At 70.4% G+C, this 19,290-nt stretch carries 14 protein-coding genes and 1 pseudogene; 12 read left to right on the top strand and 3 right to left on the bottom strand.

Annotated features, from left to right (window positions below):
• Window positions 1-96: 96 nt before the first annotated feature.
• A complete protein-coding gene (locus tag BLP83_RS11720) occupies window positions 97-1,152 on the bottom strand; it encodes a hypothetical protein (RefSeq protein WP_143006660.1) in 1,056 nt (351 codons plus the stop codon).
• A gap of 470 nt (window positions 1,153-1,622) precedes the next feature.
• Between BLP83_RS11720 and BLP83_RS11715 the strand changes: the two genes are divergently transcribed.
• From BLP83_RS11715 to BLP83_RS11690, 6 genes are all read left to right on the top strand, one after another.
• A complete protein-coding gene (locus BLP83_RS11715; RefSeq protein WP_091242890.1) occupies window positions 1,623-2,339 on the top strand; it encodes a YIP1 family protein in 717 nt (238 codons plus the stop codon).
• Window positions 2,340-2,344: 5 nt separating this feature from the next.
• Complete coding sequence (locus BLP83_RS11710) at window positions 2,345-3,526, top strand: efflux RND transporter periplasmic adaptor subunit (protein WP_091242889.1); 1,182 nt, start codon at window positions 2,345-2,347, stop codon at window positions 3,524-3,526.
• Complete coding sequence (locus tag BLP83_RS11705; RefSeq protein WP_091242886.1) at window positions 3,523-4,263, top strand: ABC transporter ATP-binding protein; 741 nt, start codon at window positions 3,523-3,525, stop codon at window positions 4,261-4,263. The genes BLP83_RS11710 and BLP83_RS11705 overlap by 4 nt, the downstream gene beginning before the upstream one ends.
• Window positions 4,250-5,530 (top strand): ABC transporter permease, encoded by a 1,281-nt coding sequence (locus BLP83_RS11700; RefSeq protein WP_218121243.1) that lies wholly within the window; start codon window positions 4,250-4,252, stop codon window positions 5,528-5,530. Before BLP83_RS11705 ends, BLP83_RS11700 begins: the two co-directional genes overlap by 14 nt.
• Window positions 5,531-5,987: 457 nt before the next feature.
• Window positions 5,988-7,139, top strand: coding sequence for a sensor histidine kinase (locus BLP83_RS11695; RefSeq protein WP_091242884.1), 1,152 nt, complete (start codon window positions 5,988-5,990; stop codon window positions 7,137-7,139).
• Window positions 7,140-7,581: 442 nt separating this feature from the next.
• On the top strand, window positions 7,582-8,298 hold the full coding sequence (locus BLP83_RS11690) for a LytR/AlgR family response regulator transcription factor (protein WP_091242882.1): 717 nt from the start codon (window positions 7,582-7,584) through the stop codon (window positions 8,296-8,298).
• Between the two features lie 750 nt (window positions 8,299-9,048).
• On the opposite strand, the gene glnE is transcribed toward BLP83_RS11690, so the two are convergent.
• On the bottom strand, window positions 9,049-11,838 hold the full coding sequence (gene glnE / locus BLP83_RS11685; protein ID WP_091242879.1) for a bifunctional [glutamate--ammonia ligase]-adenylyl-L-tyrosine phosphorylase/[glutamate--ammonia-ligase] adenylyltransferase: 2,790 nt from the start codon (window positions 11,836-11,838) through the stop codon (window positions 9,049-9,051).
• Between the two features lie 385 nt (window positions 11,839-12,223).
• On the opposite strand from glnE, the gene BLP83_RS11680 reads away from it, so the two are divergent.
• The 6 genes from BLP83_RS11680 to BLP83_RS11655 all read left to right on the top strand — a co-directional run bounded on the left by BLP83_RS11680 (window position 12,224) and on the right by BLP83_RS11655 (window position 17,830).
• On the top strand, window positions 12,224-12,433 hold the full coding sequence (locus BLP83_RS11680) for a hypothetical protein (protein WP_091242878.1): 210 nt from the start codon (window positions 12,224-12,226) through the stop codon (window positions 12,431-12,433).
• Between the two features lie 87 nt (window positions 12,434-12,520).
• Window positions 12,521-12,916: a glutaredoxin family protein gene (locus BLP83_RS11675; protein ID WP_091242875.1), complete on the top strand. Its 396-nt coding sequence runs from the start codon at window positions 12,521-12,523 to the stop codon at window positions 12,914-12,916.
• A gap of 108 nt (window positions 12,917-13,024) precedes the next feature.
• A complete protein-coding gene (locus BLP83_RS11670) occupies window positions 13,025-13,609 on the top strand; it encodes an ECF-type sigma factor (RefSeq protein WP_176764163.1) in 585 nt (194 codons plus the stop codon).
• Window positions 13,599-16,202 carry a serine/threonine-protein kinase gene (locus tag BLP83_RS11665; RefSeq protein ID WP_091242870.1) on the top strand — a complete coding sequence of 868 codons (2,604 nt, stop codon included), beginning with the start codon at window positions 13,599-13,601 and terminating at the stop codon, window positions 16,200-16,202. Before BLP83_RS11670 ends, BLP83_RS11665 begins: the two co-directional genes overlap by 11 nt.
• Window positions 16,199-16,696: a hypothetical protein gene (locus BLP83_RS11660; protein WP_091242868.1), complete on the top strand. Its 498-nt coding sequence runs from the start codon at window positions 16,199-16,201 to the stop codon at window positions 16,694-16,696. The genes BLP83_RS11665 and BLP83_RS11660 overlap by 4 nt, the downstream gene beginning before the upstream one ends.
• A 342-nt stretch (window positions 16,697-17,038) precedes the next feature.
• Window positions 17,039-17,830: a response regulator transcription factor gene (locus tag BLP83_RS11655; protein ID WP_091242863.1), complete on the top strand. Its 792-nt coding sequence runs from the start codon at window positions 17,039-17,041 to the stop codon at window positions 17,828-17,830.
• A gap of 689 nt (window positions 17,831-18,519) precedes the next feature.
• On the opposite strand, the pseudogene BLP83_RS19095 reads toward BLP83_RS11655, so the two are convergent.
• A pseudogene (locus BLP83_RS19095) lies at window positions 18,520-19,050 on the bottom strand (ArnT family glycosyltransferase); the annotation flags it as partial.
• Window positions 19,051-19,290: the final 240 nt, after the last annotated feature.

Here is a 19,290-nt window from a genome sequence, read left to right as displayed (position 1 = left end):
CAGAGCATTCGATCAGCGCTTAGCCCAGAACGGTCCCTCCGCGGCACCTTTGCCGCGGGCACGCACGAGGCCCGCGACGGACTGACTTCGTCTGACCTATGGCGAATACGGCGCAGTGGATGCCGCGCAGGACTTGAGCCGAAGCGGTTCCGAGATCTCCTGCAGCAGACGTTCGCCAAGGTCGTCAGGCCTGCCCGCCAGCTGGGGAAACTGCGGCTCCCAGGGGCTGTGCTCGAAGTGCCGACGGTAGATCGATTCCACTTCGTCGACCTGCTCCGGTCTGAGCGGCCTGCCTTGCACCTCGCGCCAATCTTCGCCGCCCAGGTAGACGCGACGAAACAGGGCCGAGGCGACCTCGGGTTTGCGCCACTCCTCCGGAATCACCCCGCCGAGGGCGTTCGCACCCGAGCTGGCTCCGCTCCAGGCAAGGAGCACGTCCGGATGGCCCGCGTCAAAGGCCAGCCGGAACAGGCGCCAGGCATGCAGACGGTACATCGCATACAGCTGCGGATCGCGCACCAGATCGCGCGGCTGCGTCGCCATGGAAACGAACTGCGCGGCCGAGTGCACGTCGCCCTGCAGGGCAGCGACCAGGTGATAGCGGGGCAGCTCGCGCCTGAGCCTTGCGTCGACGCGTGCACAGGATTCGGCGAGCCTCTGGCCGCGCTCGATCGCTTGCGTCATTTCGGGAAGCAATCGGTCGATGCCCTCCTGCCCGGCGGCGCGCCGCACGAACTCTTCGGACCACTCTCGGGTTTCCCAGTAGCGCAGCTTCTCGCAGCGCATGAGCTCGTTGCCGATGCGGCAGGCCGCCTGAGCGTCACCCGCACGTGCGGCCATGTCGAGCTGGGCGATGACGTGGTCGACCGGGGTGTCGTCGGGCAGGAGGGCAGCGGCGATGCCGGAGGCGCTTGTCTGCCCTGTGCCCGCACGGGCAGGAGCCGCCCCAAACACGGCGCCAGCTTCAGCGCCCTCCTGCACGTGCCCGGGTTCCCGTGCTGCAACGGACGGCATCGCGGCAGGATGGGGGTGGCCGGGTTGGGCTGCGCGGGGGGCATAAACGTGCCACGCGGCTGCGAGCGCGGAAAGGACCAGAGCTGTCCAGAACAGGACGCGATAGTGACGGGTCATGGAAGGCAGACAGGCAAGCACCGAAAGGTGCGGGGCCCGAACAGACTGTGGAGTTGGCGCGGAGTTCCGTGGGCAGGCTCTCGCGGCCGGGCATCCGCACTGCTCAGCGGGGGCGTCAGGCAAACGCTTGCTCGGGCCAAAAGAGGAAATGGCCGTGGGTCGCCAGACATCGCGAGCGCGGCAGGGCTGATCTCGAGCGATCCCTCTTCGCTTGGAGCACCGAAGCAAGAACGAGGCGAGTGTGGAGCTCACGCCGGGCCAGGGCCCACCCTGTGCGTCCCGAGAATGGCGGGACGAGGCCAGCGCACTGCGGCGGTCGGGCCAGAGCGATCTTGAGCAGCGCAGGTGTGGCTGACAGAGTCGTTGCGGAGCCGCGTGCGCTCCGCCCAGCCGACCGCTCCCCACGCCGTAAAACCGCTGATCACATTTTTCCGGCAGCCGCGTCTGGCCCCGGGCACGCTCACTGTGCACACGTATCCGGGGAGACCACCATGACCGCTTCGCGCAATCTGCCTTCCGCTCTGATCGACACCTATCTCGCGCCTTCACAGGCTTTCGCCGCCCTGCGCGAGCGTCCCGCCTGGGCCTGGGCGGCGCTGCTGCTGGTAGCGCTGGCCACGGTGGCCTCCACCTACACCCTGTTCAGCGGCATGACGCCGGAGTGGATCGTCGAGCAGCAGATGGCCGCGCAGCCCGACATGCCGGTCGACCAGGAGGCCGCGATGCGCGCGCAGATGCAGCAGTTCGCGCCGATGACTGCGCACTTCGCGGCGGGCGGCAGCGTGGTCTCGCTGCCGATCTTCGCCCTGCTGTTCGGCCTGGTCTACTTCGCCGGCGAGCGCCTGCTGAGCCGCGAGCGCAACAGCTTCGGCCGCTGGTTCGCGGCCTCGTGCTTCTCGATGCTGCCGATGGTGCTCAGCGCGCTTGGTCTGATCGCGCTGGTGCTGGTGCGCGGCGGCGGCAACCTGCCGATGGACCTCGGCAACTACGCCAGCCTCAATGCGCTCGTCCTTGGCATTCCGGCCGGCGAAGACGGTCACACCCTGGCCAGCAGCGTCAATCTGTTCTCGTTCTGGAGCCTGTTCCTCGTGGCGGTGGCCGCGCGCGTCTGGAGCGGTCTCGGCTGGGGCAAGGCCCTGCTGCTGGCAGCTCTGCCCAGCCTGCTGATCTACGGCCCGTGGCTGGCCATCGTTCTGGCGAAGGGCTGATCCCCATGCGCAAGCCTCTCATCGCTCTCGCCATCGCTGCCGGCCTCGGTCTGGTGCTCTGGGCCGGTTCGCGCGGTGGCCAACAGGTTCCCCAGGTCGACGTCGCCGAAGTCGAGCGCGGCGCGCTCAACGACACCGCGCTGGCCTCCGGCAACCTGGTCTACGAGACCCAGATCCAGCTGCGTTCGGAAGTGACCGGACGGGTTGCCGAGGTGCTGGTGGAGGAAGGCCAGCGCGTGCAGCGCGGCGATCTGCTGATGCGCCTCGACCAGGAAGCCTTCCAGGCCGATCTGGATGCCGCCGATGCGGGTGTGCGCGCGGCCGAGATCGAGATCCGCTCGCGTCGCGCGCGGCTGGCCGACCTGTCGCGCCAGCTGGAGCGCCAGCGTGCCTTGCGCGAGCGCGGGCTGGTGGGTCAGGACGGTTTCGAGCAGCTGCAGAGCCAGCACGAGATCGCGCGCATCGCAGTCGAGGCTGGCGAACAGACCCTGGCGCAAGCGCAGGCGCAGCGCGAGCTGTCGCGCGATCGCCTGCAGCGCACCCTGTTCACCGCACCGATCGACGGCGTGATGATCTCGGTCGACATCAAACCGGGTGAAACCGTCATCGCGGGCACCACCAACATCGTCGGCTCCGACCTGATGGTGCTGGCCGATCCGTCAGTGCTGCTGGCAGAGCTGCGGGTGGATGAAGCCGACATCGCGCGCATCCGCCTGGGCCAGCCGGTGCAGGTCTTTGCGGCGGCGCATCCGAACACCCCGCTCACCGGCACCGTCGTGCAGATCGGCACTTCGGCGCGTGCGCAGGGCGTCAGCCAGAGCCTGAGCTTCAAGGTGCAGGTGCAGATCGATCCGACCGAGCTGGTGCTGCATCCGGGCATGAGCTGTCGCGCCGAGATCGAGACCGCGCAGGGCGAGCCCGGCCTGAACGTGCCGGTGGCGGCCGTCCGCAAGGAAGGCGAGCAGCACTACGTCTGGCGCGTGGGCAGCGAGCAGGTGGCCGAGCGCGTCGATGTCGAGGTCGGCATGGCCAACGATTTCTCGCAGGAAGTGCGCGGTGAGCTCAAGGAAGGCGATCGCGTGGTCACCGGCCCGGGCCGGGTGTTGGCTTCGCTGACCGTGGGTCAGCCGCTGCGCCTGCGCGAGGGCGCAGCCGAGGCTGCGGCCGACGGGGACGCCGACCAATGACCGTGCAACCGGTGGCCCATGCGGATGAGGTCATCCGTCTCGAAGGCGTGCGCAAGCGCTACCGCATGGGCGAGAGCGAGTTCATGGCGCTGGACGGCATCGATGTCGCCATCGAGGCCAACGAGTACGTGGCGATTGTCGGGCCCTCGGGTTCGGGCAAGTCGACCCTGATGAACATTCTCGGCTGCCTCGACGTGCCCAGCGAGGGGCGCTACCTGCTGCGCGGGCGCGACGTCGCGAAGATGGACGAGACCGAACTCGCGCACGAGCGCAACCGCTCGGTGGGCTTCATCTTCCAGAGCTTCAACCTGCTGCCGCGGGCTTCGGCCCTGGCCAACGTCATGCAGCCGCTGGTCTATCGGGTGATGTCGCGCGGCGAGCGTCGCGAGCGTGCGCTGCATGCGCTGGAACGGGTGGGCCTCGCGCAGCGGGTGAACCATCTGCCCAACCAGCTCTCCGGCGGCCAGCGCCAGCGCGTCGCGATCGCGCGAGCCCTCGTCACTGAGCCGACGATCCTGCTGGGCGACGAGCCGACCGGCAACCTCGACAGCCGCACCACGGTGGAGATCATGGCCCTGTTCGATGCCCTGCATGCGGAAGGTCACACCATCCTGCTGGTCACGCACGAGCAGGACATCGCCGATCACTGCCAGCGCAGCCTGCGCCTGGTCGACGGCCGCATCGTCGAGGACCGCCGCCAGTCCGGGCGCAAGGGGGTGGCCGATGGCGCGCACTGAGAAGGTTCGCGGCGTGCCCGCGGTGATCGAGTCGGGCCTTGGCCATGCGGTGCTCGAGGGCAGCTTCGCGGCGATCGCGGCGATCCGCGCGAACGCCCTGCGCAGCGCGCTGACCGCGCTCGGCATCATCATCGGCGTGGCCGCGGTCATTGCCGTGGTGGCGGTGATGCAGGGCCTGTCCAGCTCGGTCACCAAGCAGCTCGACGACCTCGCCTCCGACATGGTCATCGTCAGCGCCTACACGCCGCGCCAGCAGGCCATGCTGGGCCTGCGCAACACGCTGTCCAGCGAGGACTTCCTGGCCGTGCGCGAGCGCGTTCGAGAGGTCGAGGACATGACTGCGGTGACCCAGGCGATCGGCCTCGGCGGGCAGATCCGCAGCGCGACCTCGACCGCCACCGCGCAGATCCTCGGCACCACCGCCAACTACCAGCACGTGGTGCGCGTCTATACGGACCAGGGTCGCTTCATCTCCGACAGTGACGATGCGCGCCGCCGCCGCGTCGTCGTGCTGGGCACTACCGTGGTGAAGGATCTGGAGCTTGGCGACAACCCGGTCGGCCAGTTCGTGCAGCTTGGCAGCGAGTGGTTCCGGGTGATCGGCGTGGGCGAGTCGCGCGGCACCCTGTTCGGCTTCGACCAGGACAACTATGTCTTCGCGCCCTTCTCGACCCTGCGCTCATTGTCGGCGCCCGGCGCGCGCGAGGACGTGCAGATCTACTTCCGGCCGAAGGCGGGCGGCGACATCAAGCAACTGGAAGCCCAGGTCAAGCAGGTGATCCGGGCGCGCCGCGCGCTGGCCAAGGACGCGCCCGACCCGGTGCAGTTCCAGACCGCCGAGCGCACCCGCGAGAACTTCGACAGCATCGTCAGCGGAGTGACCCTGGTGGCCGGCGCGGTGGTCGGCATCAGCCTCCTGGTCGGCGGCATCGGCGTGATGAACATCATGCTGGTCTCGGTCACCGAGCGCACCCGCGAGATCGGCATCGTCAAGGCGCTGGGCGCGACGCCGCGCTTCATCCTGCTGCAGTTCCTGGTCGAAGCGCTGGTGCTCAGTCTGTTCGGCGGTCTGATAGGTCTCGCGCTGGGTTGGGGCTTCGCCTTCCTGCTGAGCGCGGTGGTGCCGGCCCTGAGCGGCGCCTCGGTGCCGGGCTGGGCGGTGCTGCTGTCGCTGGGCTTCACCACCGCGATCGGGGTGATCTTCGGCTTGGCGCCGGCGGTGAAGGCGGCGCGGCTCAATCCGATCGAGGCGCTGCGGTATGAGTGAGAAGCCGGAATTGGGGATTAGGGATTCGGGATTGGCGAGACCCCTCGGTGCTGAGCGCTGTGCCAGCTCCCCTCTCCCTCAATGGAAGAGGGGCTCGAAGTCAGGCGTCCTTCCGACACCGGAGTCTCGGCCTGGAACGCCCAGATCCAATCTGCGCAGAGCGATTCCCAAGCTCCCCTCTCCCCTGGTGGGAAGCGGAGGAGAGCGCTTGTCGGCTGCCGGTGGCAGCCGACGCTCTCTGGAGCCCGAGCGAAGCGAAGGTGGGCTGGGGGAGAGGGGGCGCTCGCTCGTTCGAACTCCGCCGCATCGCGAGCGATGCGGTGGCTGCGAAGCGCGGGACGCGCTTCGGTTGGGGGGCGTTCGCGCGTCCCGTCGTGCCGCGCGCAGGGACGCGCGCGGGCGGCATCTTGCCTCGCGCCGCGCGATGATGCGCGGGCCTGAACATCATTGAGACCCCATGCACGCCGACGCCCCATCGCCAAGCACCGCGCGCTCGCTGCTGAGGGCTTGGCGCGCCACCCTGTTCAACGCCTCGCCCGCCTACTGGGCGCTGCAGACGGCGGTGTTCATTGGCTCGATTCTGGTCAGTGCCACCCTGCTGCAGAAGATCGTGGGCAGCGGCGGCGCCAGCAGCCAGGCCTGGATCGCGCGGATGGCGCTGGAGTCCTGGGTCTTCTTCCTGATCACGCATGCGGGACTGCGGCCTGCACTGCGCCTGTTCTTCCTCGGCCAGGTGCCGCGCTGGCCGGCCTGGCTCGGGCTGCTCGGGTGGATCGTCGTGCTGGCCCTGCTGTCGCTGGGCGCGACGCTCGCCATCGACTCTCTGAAATTGATGCAGGCCGGCACCATCACCTCGGTGCGCTTCAATTCCGAGGGCGCGGAGTTCGGCGTCAGCATCGAGGGCGCGCAGTTCTACGTGCTGGCCGTCGCCAATCTCGCCTCCACCCTGTGCGTCTGGACGGCGCTCTACCTCGGCTGGCACGCCTTCCGCCAGCGCCGCCGCCTGCAGCAGCAGGTGCGCCAGGCGCGGCTGGACCAGCTGACCCGCCAGCTCAATCCGCATTTCCTGTTCAACGCCTTCAACACCATCCGCGGCACCATCTTCGAAGACCCGCAGCGCGCGGCCGATCTGGTGACCCAGCTGTCCGAGCTGTTCCGCTTCCATCTCTCGCAGGCCGAGCGCAGCACGCAGACGCTGGAAGAGGAATGGCGGCTGGCGCAGCGCTACCTCGCCATCGAGCAGGCGCGTCTGGAGCAGCGTCTGCGGGTGAACGTCGATCTCGATCCGGTCTGCCTGAGCCGCAGCCTGCCTTCGCTGGCCCTGCTGCTGCTGGTCGAGAACGCGATCAAGCACGGCATCGCGCCGCGGCCGGAAGGTGGCGAGCTGTTGATCCGCGCGCGTCCGCAGGCCGATCACTGGTGGCTGGAGGTGGTGAACCCGCTGTCCTCCGACGCGCATGCCGACGGCACCCGGACCGGGCTCGCCAATCTGCGCGAGCGCCTGCAGCTCGGCTATGGCGATGCGGCGCGGCTGGAGCTGCAGGCGCTCACCACCCAGTTCCGGGCGCGGCTGTGCCTGCCCTGGCGATCGAACGGAGAGGGCGCATGAGGGCGCCGGCCCATGTGTCGGCCTCGCCATGCGGGTTGGTGAGGACGCGCCTGCGCCACGGTGGGCCAGGGCCCACCCTATTCCCGTGTAAGTGGAGAGGGCGCACGAGGGTGCGGGTCTGTGTGTCGATCTCGCCATGCGGGTTCGTGAGGACAGGCCTTCGCCGTGGAGGGCCGGGGCCCACCCTTTTCCCGTGTAAGCGGAGAGGGCGCATGAGGGTGCCGGTCTGTGTGTGGATCTCGCCATGCGAGTTCGTGAGGACAGGCCTTCGCCGTGGAGGGCCGGGGCCCGCCCTATTCCTGAGCAAGGGAAGAGGGCGGACGAAGGCGCGCGTCGACGTTGCGACCTCGTTGTCGGAGTGGGAGAGGACACCCCTTCGCCACGGTGGGCCGGGGCCCGCGCCATGTGCTTGCGTGCGCGCTCGCACGGGGAGCACGTCCGTATGAGTGCCCGCATCCGTACCCTGCTGGTCGATGACGAGCGCCTCGCTCGCGCCGAGCTGCGGCGTCTGCTGGCCGCGCATCCGCAGATCGAGATCGTCGGCGAGGCCACCCACGCGCAGGAGGCGCTCGCCGCGCTGGAGCAGCTGCAGCCCGACCTCGCCTTCTTGGACATCCAGATGCCCGGCATGAGCGGCCTGCAGCTGGCCGAGCACATCGAGGACCGCTGCCAGTTCGTCTTCTGCACCGCCTTCGACAGCTTCGCCATCGACGCCTTTGGCCTCAATGCCCTCGACTATCTGGTCAAGCCGGTGGAGCCCGAGCGCCTCGCGAAAACCATCGCACGCCTGCGCCCGCCGGAGACCCGGGCCACGGTCGCGACCCTGCCGATGGAGCACGGCCTGCTGCTCAAGTTCGGCGAGAGCGCGCGCATCGTCCGTCTACGCGAGATCGAGCGCTTCGAGTCGGTCGGCAACCACGCCGCGGTCTACACCCCATACGGCCAGAGCTTCGTGCTGAGCTCGCTCAACCGCATCGAGCAACGCCTCGACCCGGCCCATTTCTTCCGCGTCAATCGCAGCTGCATCCTCAGGCTGGATGCGATCCGCAGTCTTGAACCGGATGTCGGCCAGGGCCTGATCGCCCGGACCGCCAGCGGCGCCGATATCGAAGTCAGTCGAAGGGCGGCCCAGCAGCTGCGGGCGCAGATGGCGCTGTAAAGCCGGGATTCGGTATTCGGGATTGGGTGTGAGGCGGCGCGTTTGCGCGGCATGCCGCGCGCGCCGGTCATCAGCGCGAAGCCGGCGCTGTATAGGGTGGGCCCTGGCCCACCGTGGGCTGCACGCTCGCCCCGGTCATCCCGGTCACATGGGCCAAGCCGCGCGTAAGTCTTGGAGGCGCAGCGCCTGCGCATGCCCCTGCGAGTTTGGGCGCCTGAAAAGAACGAAGCCCGCTTCGTCTGCACGAAGCGGGCCTCTCCCTCCCCAGGGTTCGCGGCGGACGTCATAGCGCCGCAACCGCGGGGCCGACTTTAGACACTGTTCAGGTGGGCTTGCACGCTGCAGTGCACTAAAGCCGACCAGAAGCGCTTTGTGACAGATTCGCGGAGCCTCGGGCGGTGACGCATGGGCGCGCCCCAGCTCGGCGCGAACCGTCCCGCGAGGCGGGCAGGGTGTCTGGCGAGTGGCGGACCGAGGGGGAGCTGGAGCATCACGAGCGCAGGACCGTGGCCAGCGTCGAGCTCATGGTGGGCCAGGGCCCACCCTATGACGCGCTGGCTTCTTGCACTTGCGAATCCCGCTCCCCGCCCTCGCGCACAGCGCTCGGGCGTTCGGCGGCGCGCGCGGCATGCCGCGCAAACGCGCCGCCTCACCCCGAATCCTGAATCTTGCCGCCGGTACCGGCACGAGCGCGGGCAGCCGCACCGTTATCGACGCCGGGGCTGCGCGCCAAGCAGACCAAGGCCGCGCCTAGACCGATCCGAGTCCACGCGCCTGCCAAGCCCGCGTGATCGCCGCTCGCGCCGTCTCGGGCGCTTTCGACTCCGGCACCAGCCGCGGCCGGCCGTCGAGCGTGCAGGCCAGGCCCAGCGCCAACAGCTCCGCATGGGCAGACGCCAGAGCGGCCCCCGTGTCGGCATCGAACCAGCCCGCCTTGGCGCAGCGCTGGATCAGCTCGGCGCTCTCGCGCGCCTCGACGAGTTCGCCATGCGCGGCGCCCAGCGCCAGCACGCCGGCCTGCAGCAGGAACTCCAGATCCACCAGTCCGCCTTCGCCCTGCTTCAGGTCGAACTCGCCCGCGCGACTGCGATCCAGCGCTTCGCGCATGCGCCGGCGCATCGCCGCGACCTCGCGCAGCACCTCGTCCAGCGCGCGCGGCTCTGCCAGCACCTGCGCGCGCGCGCGCTCGAAGCCGGCGCCGATCTGCGCATCGCCGCAGACGAAGCGGGCCCGCACCAGGGCCTGTTTCTCCCACAGCCAGGCGCGCTCGCGCTGGTAGGCCTCGAAGCTCGCGAGTGTCGAGATCAACAGGCCCTTGCTGCCGTCCGGGCGCAGCCGCAGGTCGACCTCGTACAGGCGCCCGCCGGTGGTGGTCATGCCCAGCCAGGACAGCAGCTTCTGCACCACGCGCTGGTAGTAGCGGGCGGCATCCAAGCCGCGCGCGCCGTCGCTTTCGGCCCCCTCGCGGGCGCGGTAGAGGAAGACCAGGTCGAGGTCGGAGTTGAAGCCCAGCTCATAGGCGCCGAAGCTGCCGAAGCCGAGCAGGGCGACGCCGCTGTCCGGCAGACGGCCGTGGGCGGCGATGACCTCGGCCTCGGCGCGCTCCAGCAGCAGATCGACGATGACCTCGGCCAGCCAGGCCAGCTGACGCGCGCTCTCGGTTGGCGCCTGGCCGCCGAACAGGGTGGCCCGTGCGATGCGGAAGGCCACGCTCTGGCGGAATTCATTCAGTGCCGGAAGCAGGCGTTCGATGTCGTCGCGCGGCACTTCGATCAGGGCCTGCTGCAGCTCTTCGGTGATCGCGGCACGCGACTCCGGAGCGCCCTGGCTGCGGGTGTCCAGCAGGTCATCCAGCAAGAGCGGATGGGCCGACAGGCGCTCGGCCATCCAGGTGCTGGCGACGAAGGTGTCGAGCAGGCGTTCGCGGGCTGGCGCGCTCTCGTCGAGCAGGGCCAGGTAGCTGGAACGGCGCAGCACCGCATGCAGGAAGTGCAGCACGCGCTCCAGCAGCTTTTGCGGCTGCGGCCGCGAGGGCAGGGCTTCGAGCAGGGCCGGCACCAGGCGATCGAGGCGCGCCCGCGCGCGTGCCGACAGCTGGGCCCGCACCGGGCTGGCGGCGAACTGCAGCAGCCGCTGCTGCGCCGCCTCGGGCTGTGCAAAGCCGGCTTGCCGCAGCAGCTCGATGGGCGGCTCGCGGTCGATCTGACGCCAGTAGTCCTGCAGCAGGCCCGCGCGCGGGCTGGCGGTCTCGCCGCGGCCGCCCTCGAAGACCTCCTCGAAGGCCGCACGCACCAGCGCGCGCTGCGCATTCAAGGCCTGCAGCAGCTCCGCGTAGTCGGCGAAGCCCAAGCCGCGGGCCAGCCGCAGCTGCTCGAAGGGCTCTTCCGGCAGCTCGTGCGCCTGCTGCTCGCGCAGCATCTGCAGATGGTTCTCGGCATGACGCAACAGCCGATAGGCGGCGAGCAGGGCATCCGCCTGCGCCGCGTCCACATGCCCGCCCTCACGCAGCGCCGCCAGCGCCGGCTCCAGCCCGCGCGCGCGCAGCGCCGGCTCGCGGCCGCCGCGGATCAGCTGCTGCAGCTGCACCATGAATTCGATCTCGCGGATGCCGCCGGGGCCGAGTTTCAGATGCTCGGCCAGCTCGCGGCGCTGCACCTCGGCCTCGATCATGGCCTTCATCTCGCGCAGGCCTTCATAGGCGGTGTAGTCGAAGTAGCGCCGGTAGATGAAAGGTCGCAGGGTGCGCAGGAAGGCCTCGCCGGCTTCGATGTCGCCGGCGATCGGCCGCGCCTTGATCCAGGCGTAGCGCTCCCAGTCGCGGCCCTCGCGCTGGAAGTACTGCTCCATCGCCGCAAACGACAGCGCCAGCCGGCCGGCATTGCCGAAAGGCCGCAGGCGCATGTCGACGCGGTAGACGAAGCCGTCGACGGTCACCTCGCCAAGCAGGCGGATCAGCAGCTGGCCCAGGCGCACGAAGAAGCTCTCGTTGTCGAGCGCGCGCGCGCCGTCGGTTTCACCGGCTTCCGGATAGGCGAAGACCAGGTCGATGTCCGAGCTGAAATTGAGCTCGCTGCCGCCCTGCTTGCCGAGGCCGAACACCACCAGCTGCTGTGGCGCGCCCTCACGCGAGCGCGGCTGGCCATGACGCGCGACCAGGGCCGCCATGGCGTAGTCCAGCGCGAGCTGGCAGCAGCGGTCGGCGAGTACGGCGCTGGCGCGCACGGTGTCCTGCACGGCGTCGAGACCGGCGACGTCGCGGGCGATCTGACGCACGCATTCGGCGTGGCGCCAGCGGCGCAGAACGGCCATTGCCGTGGCCTCATCAAGACCGTCGAGCACGGGCTCCGGCTCGGGCTGCAGCAGCTGGGCCATCAGTGCGGGGCGCTTGCACAGCTGCTCGTAGGCGTAGTCCGAGGCCGCCAGCAGGCGGTCGAGGCAAGGGCCAAGCGCTCCTGACTGCAGGATTTCGAAGCTCGCCGCGTCCAGCGACTGAAGTCGGCTGCGGCGCTCCTGCACGAGGGCTGACAGGCGGAGTTCCATCGAGGTCACGTAAGGCTCCCGGAGGCTGGAGGGGATGCGCGCGAAGAGCGCTCCGCCGCAGTCTAGGGCAACGCCGATCACGCCCCCCGTGGCCTGAATCGGTGCTCGCGGGTCCGGCGCATCTCCGGAGTCGCGTGGGCGAGCCCAGGCCCCTGCGTGCCCGATCCGCGGCAGCGCCGGCCAGGGCGCGCGGCCAGGGCCGACAACGCAGCCAAGCGCTCCGACCGTGACACCACGACGCCATCGTTGCCCACCGAGGGGCGTGATCAGATCGACCGCTGCGCTGCGCGTAACGCCCTGGGAGGACGTCGGCGACAGCGCCAGGGAGAGGGCAAGCCGTGTCGCAGGCGGGATCCTTCCATAGGACCGAATGAGGGAGAACACCATGAAGATCAGCAAACTGATGCTGGGCGCGCTGCTGGCTGTCGGCTCCGCCCTGGGCGCCAGCGTCCAGGCCCAGTCCATCAACTACAGCATGTACATCTGCTGCACGCAGCTGCAGAACGACTGCAACTGGTCCTACGGCGAGGACCACCCGCGCTGCATCGGCCTCTACGAGAGCTGCATGCTGAGCCGTCGCTGCATCATTCCCTGATGCGAGGCTGAGCCAGAACGCGCGCCTGTCGCGCCCCTGCTGCGGCCCGGCCTCGCGCCGGGCTGCGGCTTTGCCCGGAGGATTCCCATGCAGACGCTGAAGACCGCACTGCTCATGCTCATCGTGGTGCTCGCCGGCACCGTCGGCGGCAGCCTGCTCACCCGCTGGTGGTTCAGCACACCGGAGCCGCTGGCCGTCGAGGTGCTGAGCGCGCCGGTGGCGGCCCTGGAGCAGCTGCCACGGCCGGTGGTGTTCACCCTCAGCACCTGCCCCGCCTGCGCCCAGCTGCGGCGCTGGATGGGCGACAACGCCATCACCTACCACGAGCTCAGCGTCGACACCGATGCGGAGGCGGCGCGTCTCGCGCGTGAGCTCGGTATCGACAGCGTGCCGGTGCTGTTCACTGCCACGCATCGGGTCAACGGGTATGTGCCAGAGCAGCTGCAGACCTTGCTGCAGGCGCAGCCGGCACGTGCACCCTGAGCTGCGCGAGTGATATCGACGCAGGCAATGGCGCCTGACCCGAGCGGCGTGGCGGTGTCCGCCTTCGGCACCTACACTCGCGCGCTTGTCCTGTTGCGGGATCGCGGCGTGAACGAACCCTCCGGCGACATCACCGAGCTGCTGGAGCGCTGGAGTTCAGGCGATCGCAGCGTCGAAGCGCGCATCGTCGAGCAGCTGTACCCCATGCTGCGGCGGCTGGCCGGCAGCCAGCTGCGCGATGTCGACGGCACGCCCACCCTGTCGGCGACGGCGCTGGCGAACGAAGCCTTCATTCGTCTTCAGGCGCAGCGCGTGGTCGACTGGCAGAACCGCGACCACTTCTTCGCCATCGCTGCGTCGCTGCTGCGGCGGGTGGTGATCGACTACCTGCGCGCGCGCGGCGCGGAGAAGCGCGGTGCCGACGCCGTCGTGCTGGCCCTGCAGGATGCCCGCGAGGTCGATCTGCCCCGACAGGGCGACCACACCGACTGGCTGGCGCTGGACCAGGCCCTGAACCGGCTGAGCCTGCTCGACCCCGACTGCGCGCGCGTGATCGAGCTGCGCGTGTTCGCCGGACTGACCATCGACGCCGTTGCCGCACTGACCGGCGTCTCCGTGCCGACGGTGGTGCGGCAGTGGCGCTTCGCCCGCAGTTGGCTGGCCGAACAGATGGAACTGGACAGTGAAGGCTGAGGTCCGCGCCGACGAAGCGCAGCGCTTCCGTCGTCTGCGCACGCTGTTCGACCAGGCGATCGCGCTGGATCCCGCGGTGCGAGAGGACTGGGTTGCGCGGCTCGATGGCGACGACGGCGCACTGCGCGCTGAGCTGCGGCGCCTGCTCCAGCGTGACCAGGTGATCGTGGCCGAGCCCACGCAGCGCCCGGAGGCGGCCCTGCAGGCCTGGTGTGCGGAAGTCGCCGAGCCCCTGCCAAGTCGGATCGGACGCTTCGCCATCGCCGGCGAACTCGGTCGCGGTGGCATGGGGCGCGTGCTGCATGGCGTCTGCACGCGCGACGGCGTGGAGCAGCATGCGGCGATCAAGATCCTGCGCAGCGATCGCTGGGACCCGCTTGCCGAACAGCGACTGCGCGAAGAGGCGCGCGCGCTCGCAAGTCTCGACCACCCGGGCATCGCGCGCCTGCTCGAGGCCGGTCGCAGCGCCGAGGGCATCGCCTTCGTCGCCATGGAGCGGGTGCGCGGCGAGCCGCTGCTGGACTGGTGCGCCCACCGCGGCCTGGGCGTGCGCGAGCGCGTCGAGCTGTTCCGCGGCGTGCTGGCGGCGGTCGCGCATGCGCATCGGGCCCTGCTGGTGCATCGCGACCTCAAGCCTTCGAACGTGATGGTGGATGAGGACGGCCGCGTACGCCTGCTGGATTTTGGCCTGGCGCGCTTCCTTGACGCCGAGCCGCAGGAGCGCACGCAGACGGCGGCGCGCTTCCTCACCCCGGCCTATGCCGCGCCCGAGCAGCTGCGCGGCGAGCGCATCACCATCGCCACCGATGTCTATGCGCTCGGTGCGCTGCTCTATGAGCTGCTCGCGGGCACAGCGCCCTTCGAGCTGGCCGATCGCTCGGCGGGAGCCGCCGAGCAGCTGATTCTGGAAGCCACTCCGCCCACGCTGGCGCAGAGCTGCGTGGGCCGCGAGCGAGCGCGTTCACGGCTTGGGCGCGACGATCTGTCCGCGTGGGCAGGCGCGCTCCGCGGCGACCTTGAGGCGGTGGTGCAGAAGGCCCTGCGCAAGCCGCCCGCGCAGCGCTATTCCAGTGTCGAAGCCTTCGACGAGGACCTGCAGAACTGGCTGCAGCGACGGCCGGTCCAGGCGCGCCAGGGTCGCCTCTGGTACCGCCTTCAGCGCTTCCTGCAGCGCAATGCGCTGGCCGCTGGGCTGGCGGCGCTCAGCGCCCTCGTGCTGCTCGGCGCTGCCGCGCAGGTGTGGCGGCAGGGGCGGGTGGCGGCCCACGAACGCGATCGTGCCGTCGCCGCGCTGGGCATTCTCAACGAGGCCTTTCTCGCGTCCGATCCGACCCGTTCGGAGGGCGGTGAGACGCGCGTGCGCGAGGTCCTGCAGGCCGCTGCCGAGCGGCTGCACGCGCTGCAGTCGACCCAGCCCGCACTGGCCGCCGAACTGAGCGCGCAGATCAGCGAGATCCGCAGCGCGCTCGGCATCCTCGAGGATGACGGTGTGCTGGCGCAGGCGCTCGCCCATGCCGAGCGTCAGCGGGTGGATGCCGAACTCATCCGCCGTCTGCAGCTCGCGGCCGCGCGTGAGTTCGTGCTGGCGCAGCGGCTCGACGAGGCCGCTGCGCGAATCGCGCAGCTGCGCGAAGCCGCGCCCGCGGACCCGCGGGTCGCGCTGATCGATGCGCAACGTTGGCTGCAGGGGCAGGAGGCACAGCCCGCGCTGGCTGCGCTGCAGCCGCTGTTGCAGCGCGCGGATGCGCTGGAGCCGAGCCTGCGCCGCGAGCTGCTCTGGCTGCAGGCGCGGGCGCTGCGGCTCGCGGGGCGGGCCGAGGAGGCATTGGCCGTGCTGGCCGCCCTGCTCGACAGCCAGCGGGAGCTCGGCCAGGGTGGTGCACTGCTGACCCGGCTGCATCGGCTGGATGTGCTGGTCGAGCTCGGCCGGCTGGACGAGGCCGAGGCCGAGCTGCAGGCGCTCTCGCCGGCCATCGCCGAGCGCTTCGGTCAGCGTTCGGCCGTGCTCGCCCACCTGCAGGCCAGTCGCGCCAGCCTACGCATGGCGCAGCAGCGGTTCGCCGAGGCCGCCGATGCCTACAGCGCGGCGGCGATCGAGTACGCCGCCAGCCTCGGCGACCATCATCTGAATGCGGCGCGGGCGCGCTTCAACGCGGCCCAGCTGCGCGTGCATCTGCAGCCGGGAACGGACGCCGCCGACGACGACTTCGCGGCGGCGGTCGACAGCGCCTCGCGCGCGCGGCCGCCGCTGTCGCCCTTGCCGATGTTCTTCCGCGCCGTGTTCGCCCGCCAGCTGCTGCAGCGCGAGCGCTTTGCCAAGGCGCGCGAGGTGCTGCTGCCCGCAAGCGGGTACCCGCAGGTCGAGCGCTTCGATGCGGGCAATCGCGCCGACTTCCTGGATCTGCTGGGGCGGCTGTACGGCACGCCCGACTGCACGCCGCGCGCGTCGCCGCCGCCGGACCAGGCTCCTCGTGCCGTCCGCGCCCACTACCTCCAGTGCCAGACGGAGCAGGTCCCGCACGCGGCCGACGGCACTGGCCTCACCCCGCCCGGCGCAGCGCCTGCGCCCGTCACCCACGAGGATTCGCCATGAACCTGCCCCTGCTTCCGCCGCTCCTGCTGCTCATGCTTGCCGCCACCGGGGCGGCCATCGCCGCTGGCGAGGACCCGTCTGAATCGGCGCCGACCCAGGCGCCGCCCAAGACGCCGGTGCTCTGCACCATCCCCAAGTCCGGCGCCGAAGGCTCGTTCTACGTGGTCGCTGCCCCCAACCTGGTCTGCCCAAAATCGATCGCGGTCAACGAACCTGTCTACGCCATCCTCGAATGCTTCACGGGCGCGAACAGCGCCACCTGCGAAGCCTGGCCGCGGGTGTATGCGGTCAACCCGGGCGATGAGGATCGCCTGCAGTACGAGTGGACCGTGCGGGTCGGCTGGACCACCACCACCTACCCGCCCCACAGCAACCCCACGATCAGCTTCCACTGCCCCGGTATCCAGGCGGTCAGCGTGACGGTGCGGGTCAGCAACGGCACGGCCAGCGACCTCGACATCACCGGCTTCCGCTGCGGAGACGAGCCGCTCTGAGCGAGAGGTCGTCGCGCGGGTAGGCCAGCGCGCAGCTTCCACGCGAGACGGATCAAGGCCGGGCCGGTCTTGATCCGTGTTGCCTGAACATGGACGGCCGCGGCGAAGCGCTCCGGCGCGAAGAGCGCGACCGATCGCCTGCGCCCTGACAGCGTGGCCGCGCCGCAGGCGCCCAACGGCGGCTTAACCCGGGCGCAAGGCTGGCGCAAGGCGGCTGTGGCGGCATGTGCCTTGCGTGGTGTCGCGAGGGTTGCCGGGGGCGTGATGGCCTGCGGTCGATGCGCCACCGACGCCCGCGTCGTCGCCCCGGCGATGCGGCGCCCACCGTGCAGCGAACGGCCGATGAAGATCCTGATCGTGGAAGACCAGCGTGACCTTGCCGCCAACCTCTGGGAGTTCCTGGAGGCGCGTGGCCATTGCATCGACCACGCAGGCGATGGGCTGCAGGGCCTGCGCATGGCCGAGACCGGCGATTTCGATGCGCTGGTGCTGGATCTCGAACTGCCGCGTCTCGACGGGCTGGAGCTCTGCGAACGCCTGCGCGCCCGCGGCCACGCTGTGCCCGTGCTGATGCTGAGCGCGCGCGGCGATCTCCACGACCGCCTGGCCGGCTTCAGGCGCGGGGCCGATGACTATCTGCCCAAGCCTTTCGCTCTGCTCGAACTGGAGGCCCGGCTGCTCAGCCTGCACCGGCGCCGGAACTCCGGCGGCCCCCTGAGTGCCGGCGAGCTCAGCTTCGATCCGCACGGCGGCGGTTTCAGCCGGGCAGGGCGCAGGCTCGCGCTCTCCGCCCTGCAGGCGCGACTGCTGGAGGCGCTGCTGCGCGCCAGCCCCGCCGTGGTCGACAGCGCGCGGCTGGCCGAGCAGGTCTGGGGCGCGCAGACACCCGGCATCGATGCCCTGCACAGCCTGATGGCTGCGCTGCGCGCGGTGCTCGATCGGCCCTTCGATCGCCCCCTGATCCGCACCGTGTACGGGCTGGGCTATCGGCTGGTTGGCGACGGCGACGTCGGCGAGTCGATGGCGAACGCATCGGACTCGAGCGCGCTGTCTGCCGGATCGGGCTCGCTCGCCTGCACTGCGCCATCGATGAAGGCGCGCGCCGGCAGCAGCCACAGCGGGCTGCGCTTGTAGTCGAAGCGCGCCTCGCTGCGCGCCGCCAGCGCGCCGCGCAGGCGCTTGTCGCGGGCGAACAGCAGGCCCTGCGGATGCGCCTGTGCCCAGGACAACGCCTCCGCCGGCGCGATCTCCGCGATCGGCTGACGCAGGCGGCCGGCGAAGTGGAACTCGCCCTGGTAGTTGCCGATGTAGGCGATCGGTCGTCCCTGCGCCTCGACCGCCGCCAGGGCCTGACCGATCGCCCGCAGCGGGTAGTGCGCTGACAGCGGAACCGCCGCCAGCGCCAGCAGGAGCAGCAGCGCGGCCTGGCCGCCGAGGGCGATCCTCTGCACCGCGCGCAGGGGCGGGTCCGCCTCCGTGAGCAGTCGCGCCAGCAGCAGGCAGCCCAGCGCGAGCATGGGAATCAGGTAGTGGACCTGCTTGCCGGCGATGAACAGATGGATCAGCGAGGCCAGGCCGAGCGTGGCGATCGCGAAGCGGGCGCCGCTGTCGCCGCGCAGCGCGCGCAGCCGTCCCAGCGCACGCCAGGCGCGCGGCCACAGGCTCCAGGGCGCGGTCAACAGCAGCAGGAAGGGCAGGTAGAACCAGAACGGCCGCGGGTGGCCCATCGCCCCCTGCACCCGGTCGAGGGTCTGGCCGAACAGCAGGGCCTGGCGGAAGGCCTCGCCGCCGCGTTCGCTGGCGGCCAGCGCCCACAGCAGCAGGGGCAGGGCCGCCAGCACGGTCAGCAGCAGGGGCAGCCACAGGCGCTTGAGCGCGGGCTGCCCAGCCGGCCGCCACCAGGGCCAGCCGAGGATCGGCGCCAGCAGGTGCAGCATCGCCACCGGCCCCTTGCAGAGCAGGGCCAGGCTCGCCCACAGCAGGAACAGCGCGGCCGCGGTCGCCGAAGGTGCGCTCAGCAGGCGGTGCAGCTGCAGCCATGCGGCCAGCAGCAGGGCCAGCAGCAGGGTGTCGAACATCAGCGCCGAGGCATACGCGAACAGATACAGACTGCCGAAGGCGAGGAGCGGCGCCAGCGCCGACGCCGCAGGGCGCTCGGGCCACAGCGCGCGGGCCAGCGCACGCAGGCCGAACACCGCCGCCACCGCGGCCAGCGGGCTCACGAGACGCGGCCAGACCTCGCTGACGCCGAACACCGACCAGCCGGCATGGATCAACCAGAACAGCAGCGGCGGCTTGTGGTGGTAGGGCTCGCCGCTCAGCCAGGGCAGCACGAAATCGCCGCGCCACCACATCTCCCAGGCCACTGCGAGATAGCGGGTTTCGTCCACCGGCAGGGTCGGCCGCAGCCACAGCGAGGCGATGGCGAAAGCCAAGAGAGCGAGCAGGACGGGTAGCGGCGACTGCGCAAGCGCAGGGGGCCGCCGACGCAAGGCGAAGGGGGCGCGATGGGGATCGAGTGTCGGCACGGCGGAGTCGAGTCACGTAGCATGGGTGGCGACAGCTTGGCGCGGGCGATGTTAAGCAATTCCGTT

The sequence above is a fragment of the Aquimonas voraii genome (assembly GCF_900101825.1).
In the GTDB taxonomy this organism is placed as follows: Bacteria; Pseudomonadota; Gammaproteobacteria; order Xanthomonadales; family Xanthomonadaceae; genus Aquimonas; species Aquimonas voraii.
The sequence above is the reverse complement of the archived record's forward strand: the minus strand, read 5'-3'. Positions and strand labels throughout refer to the sequence as shown.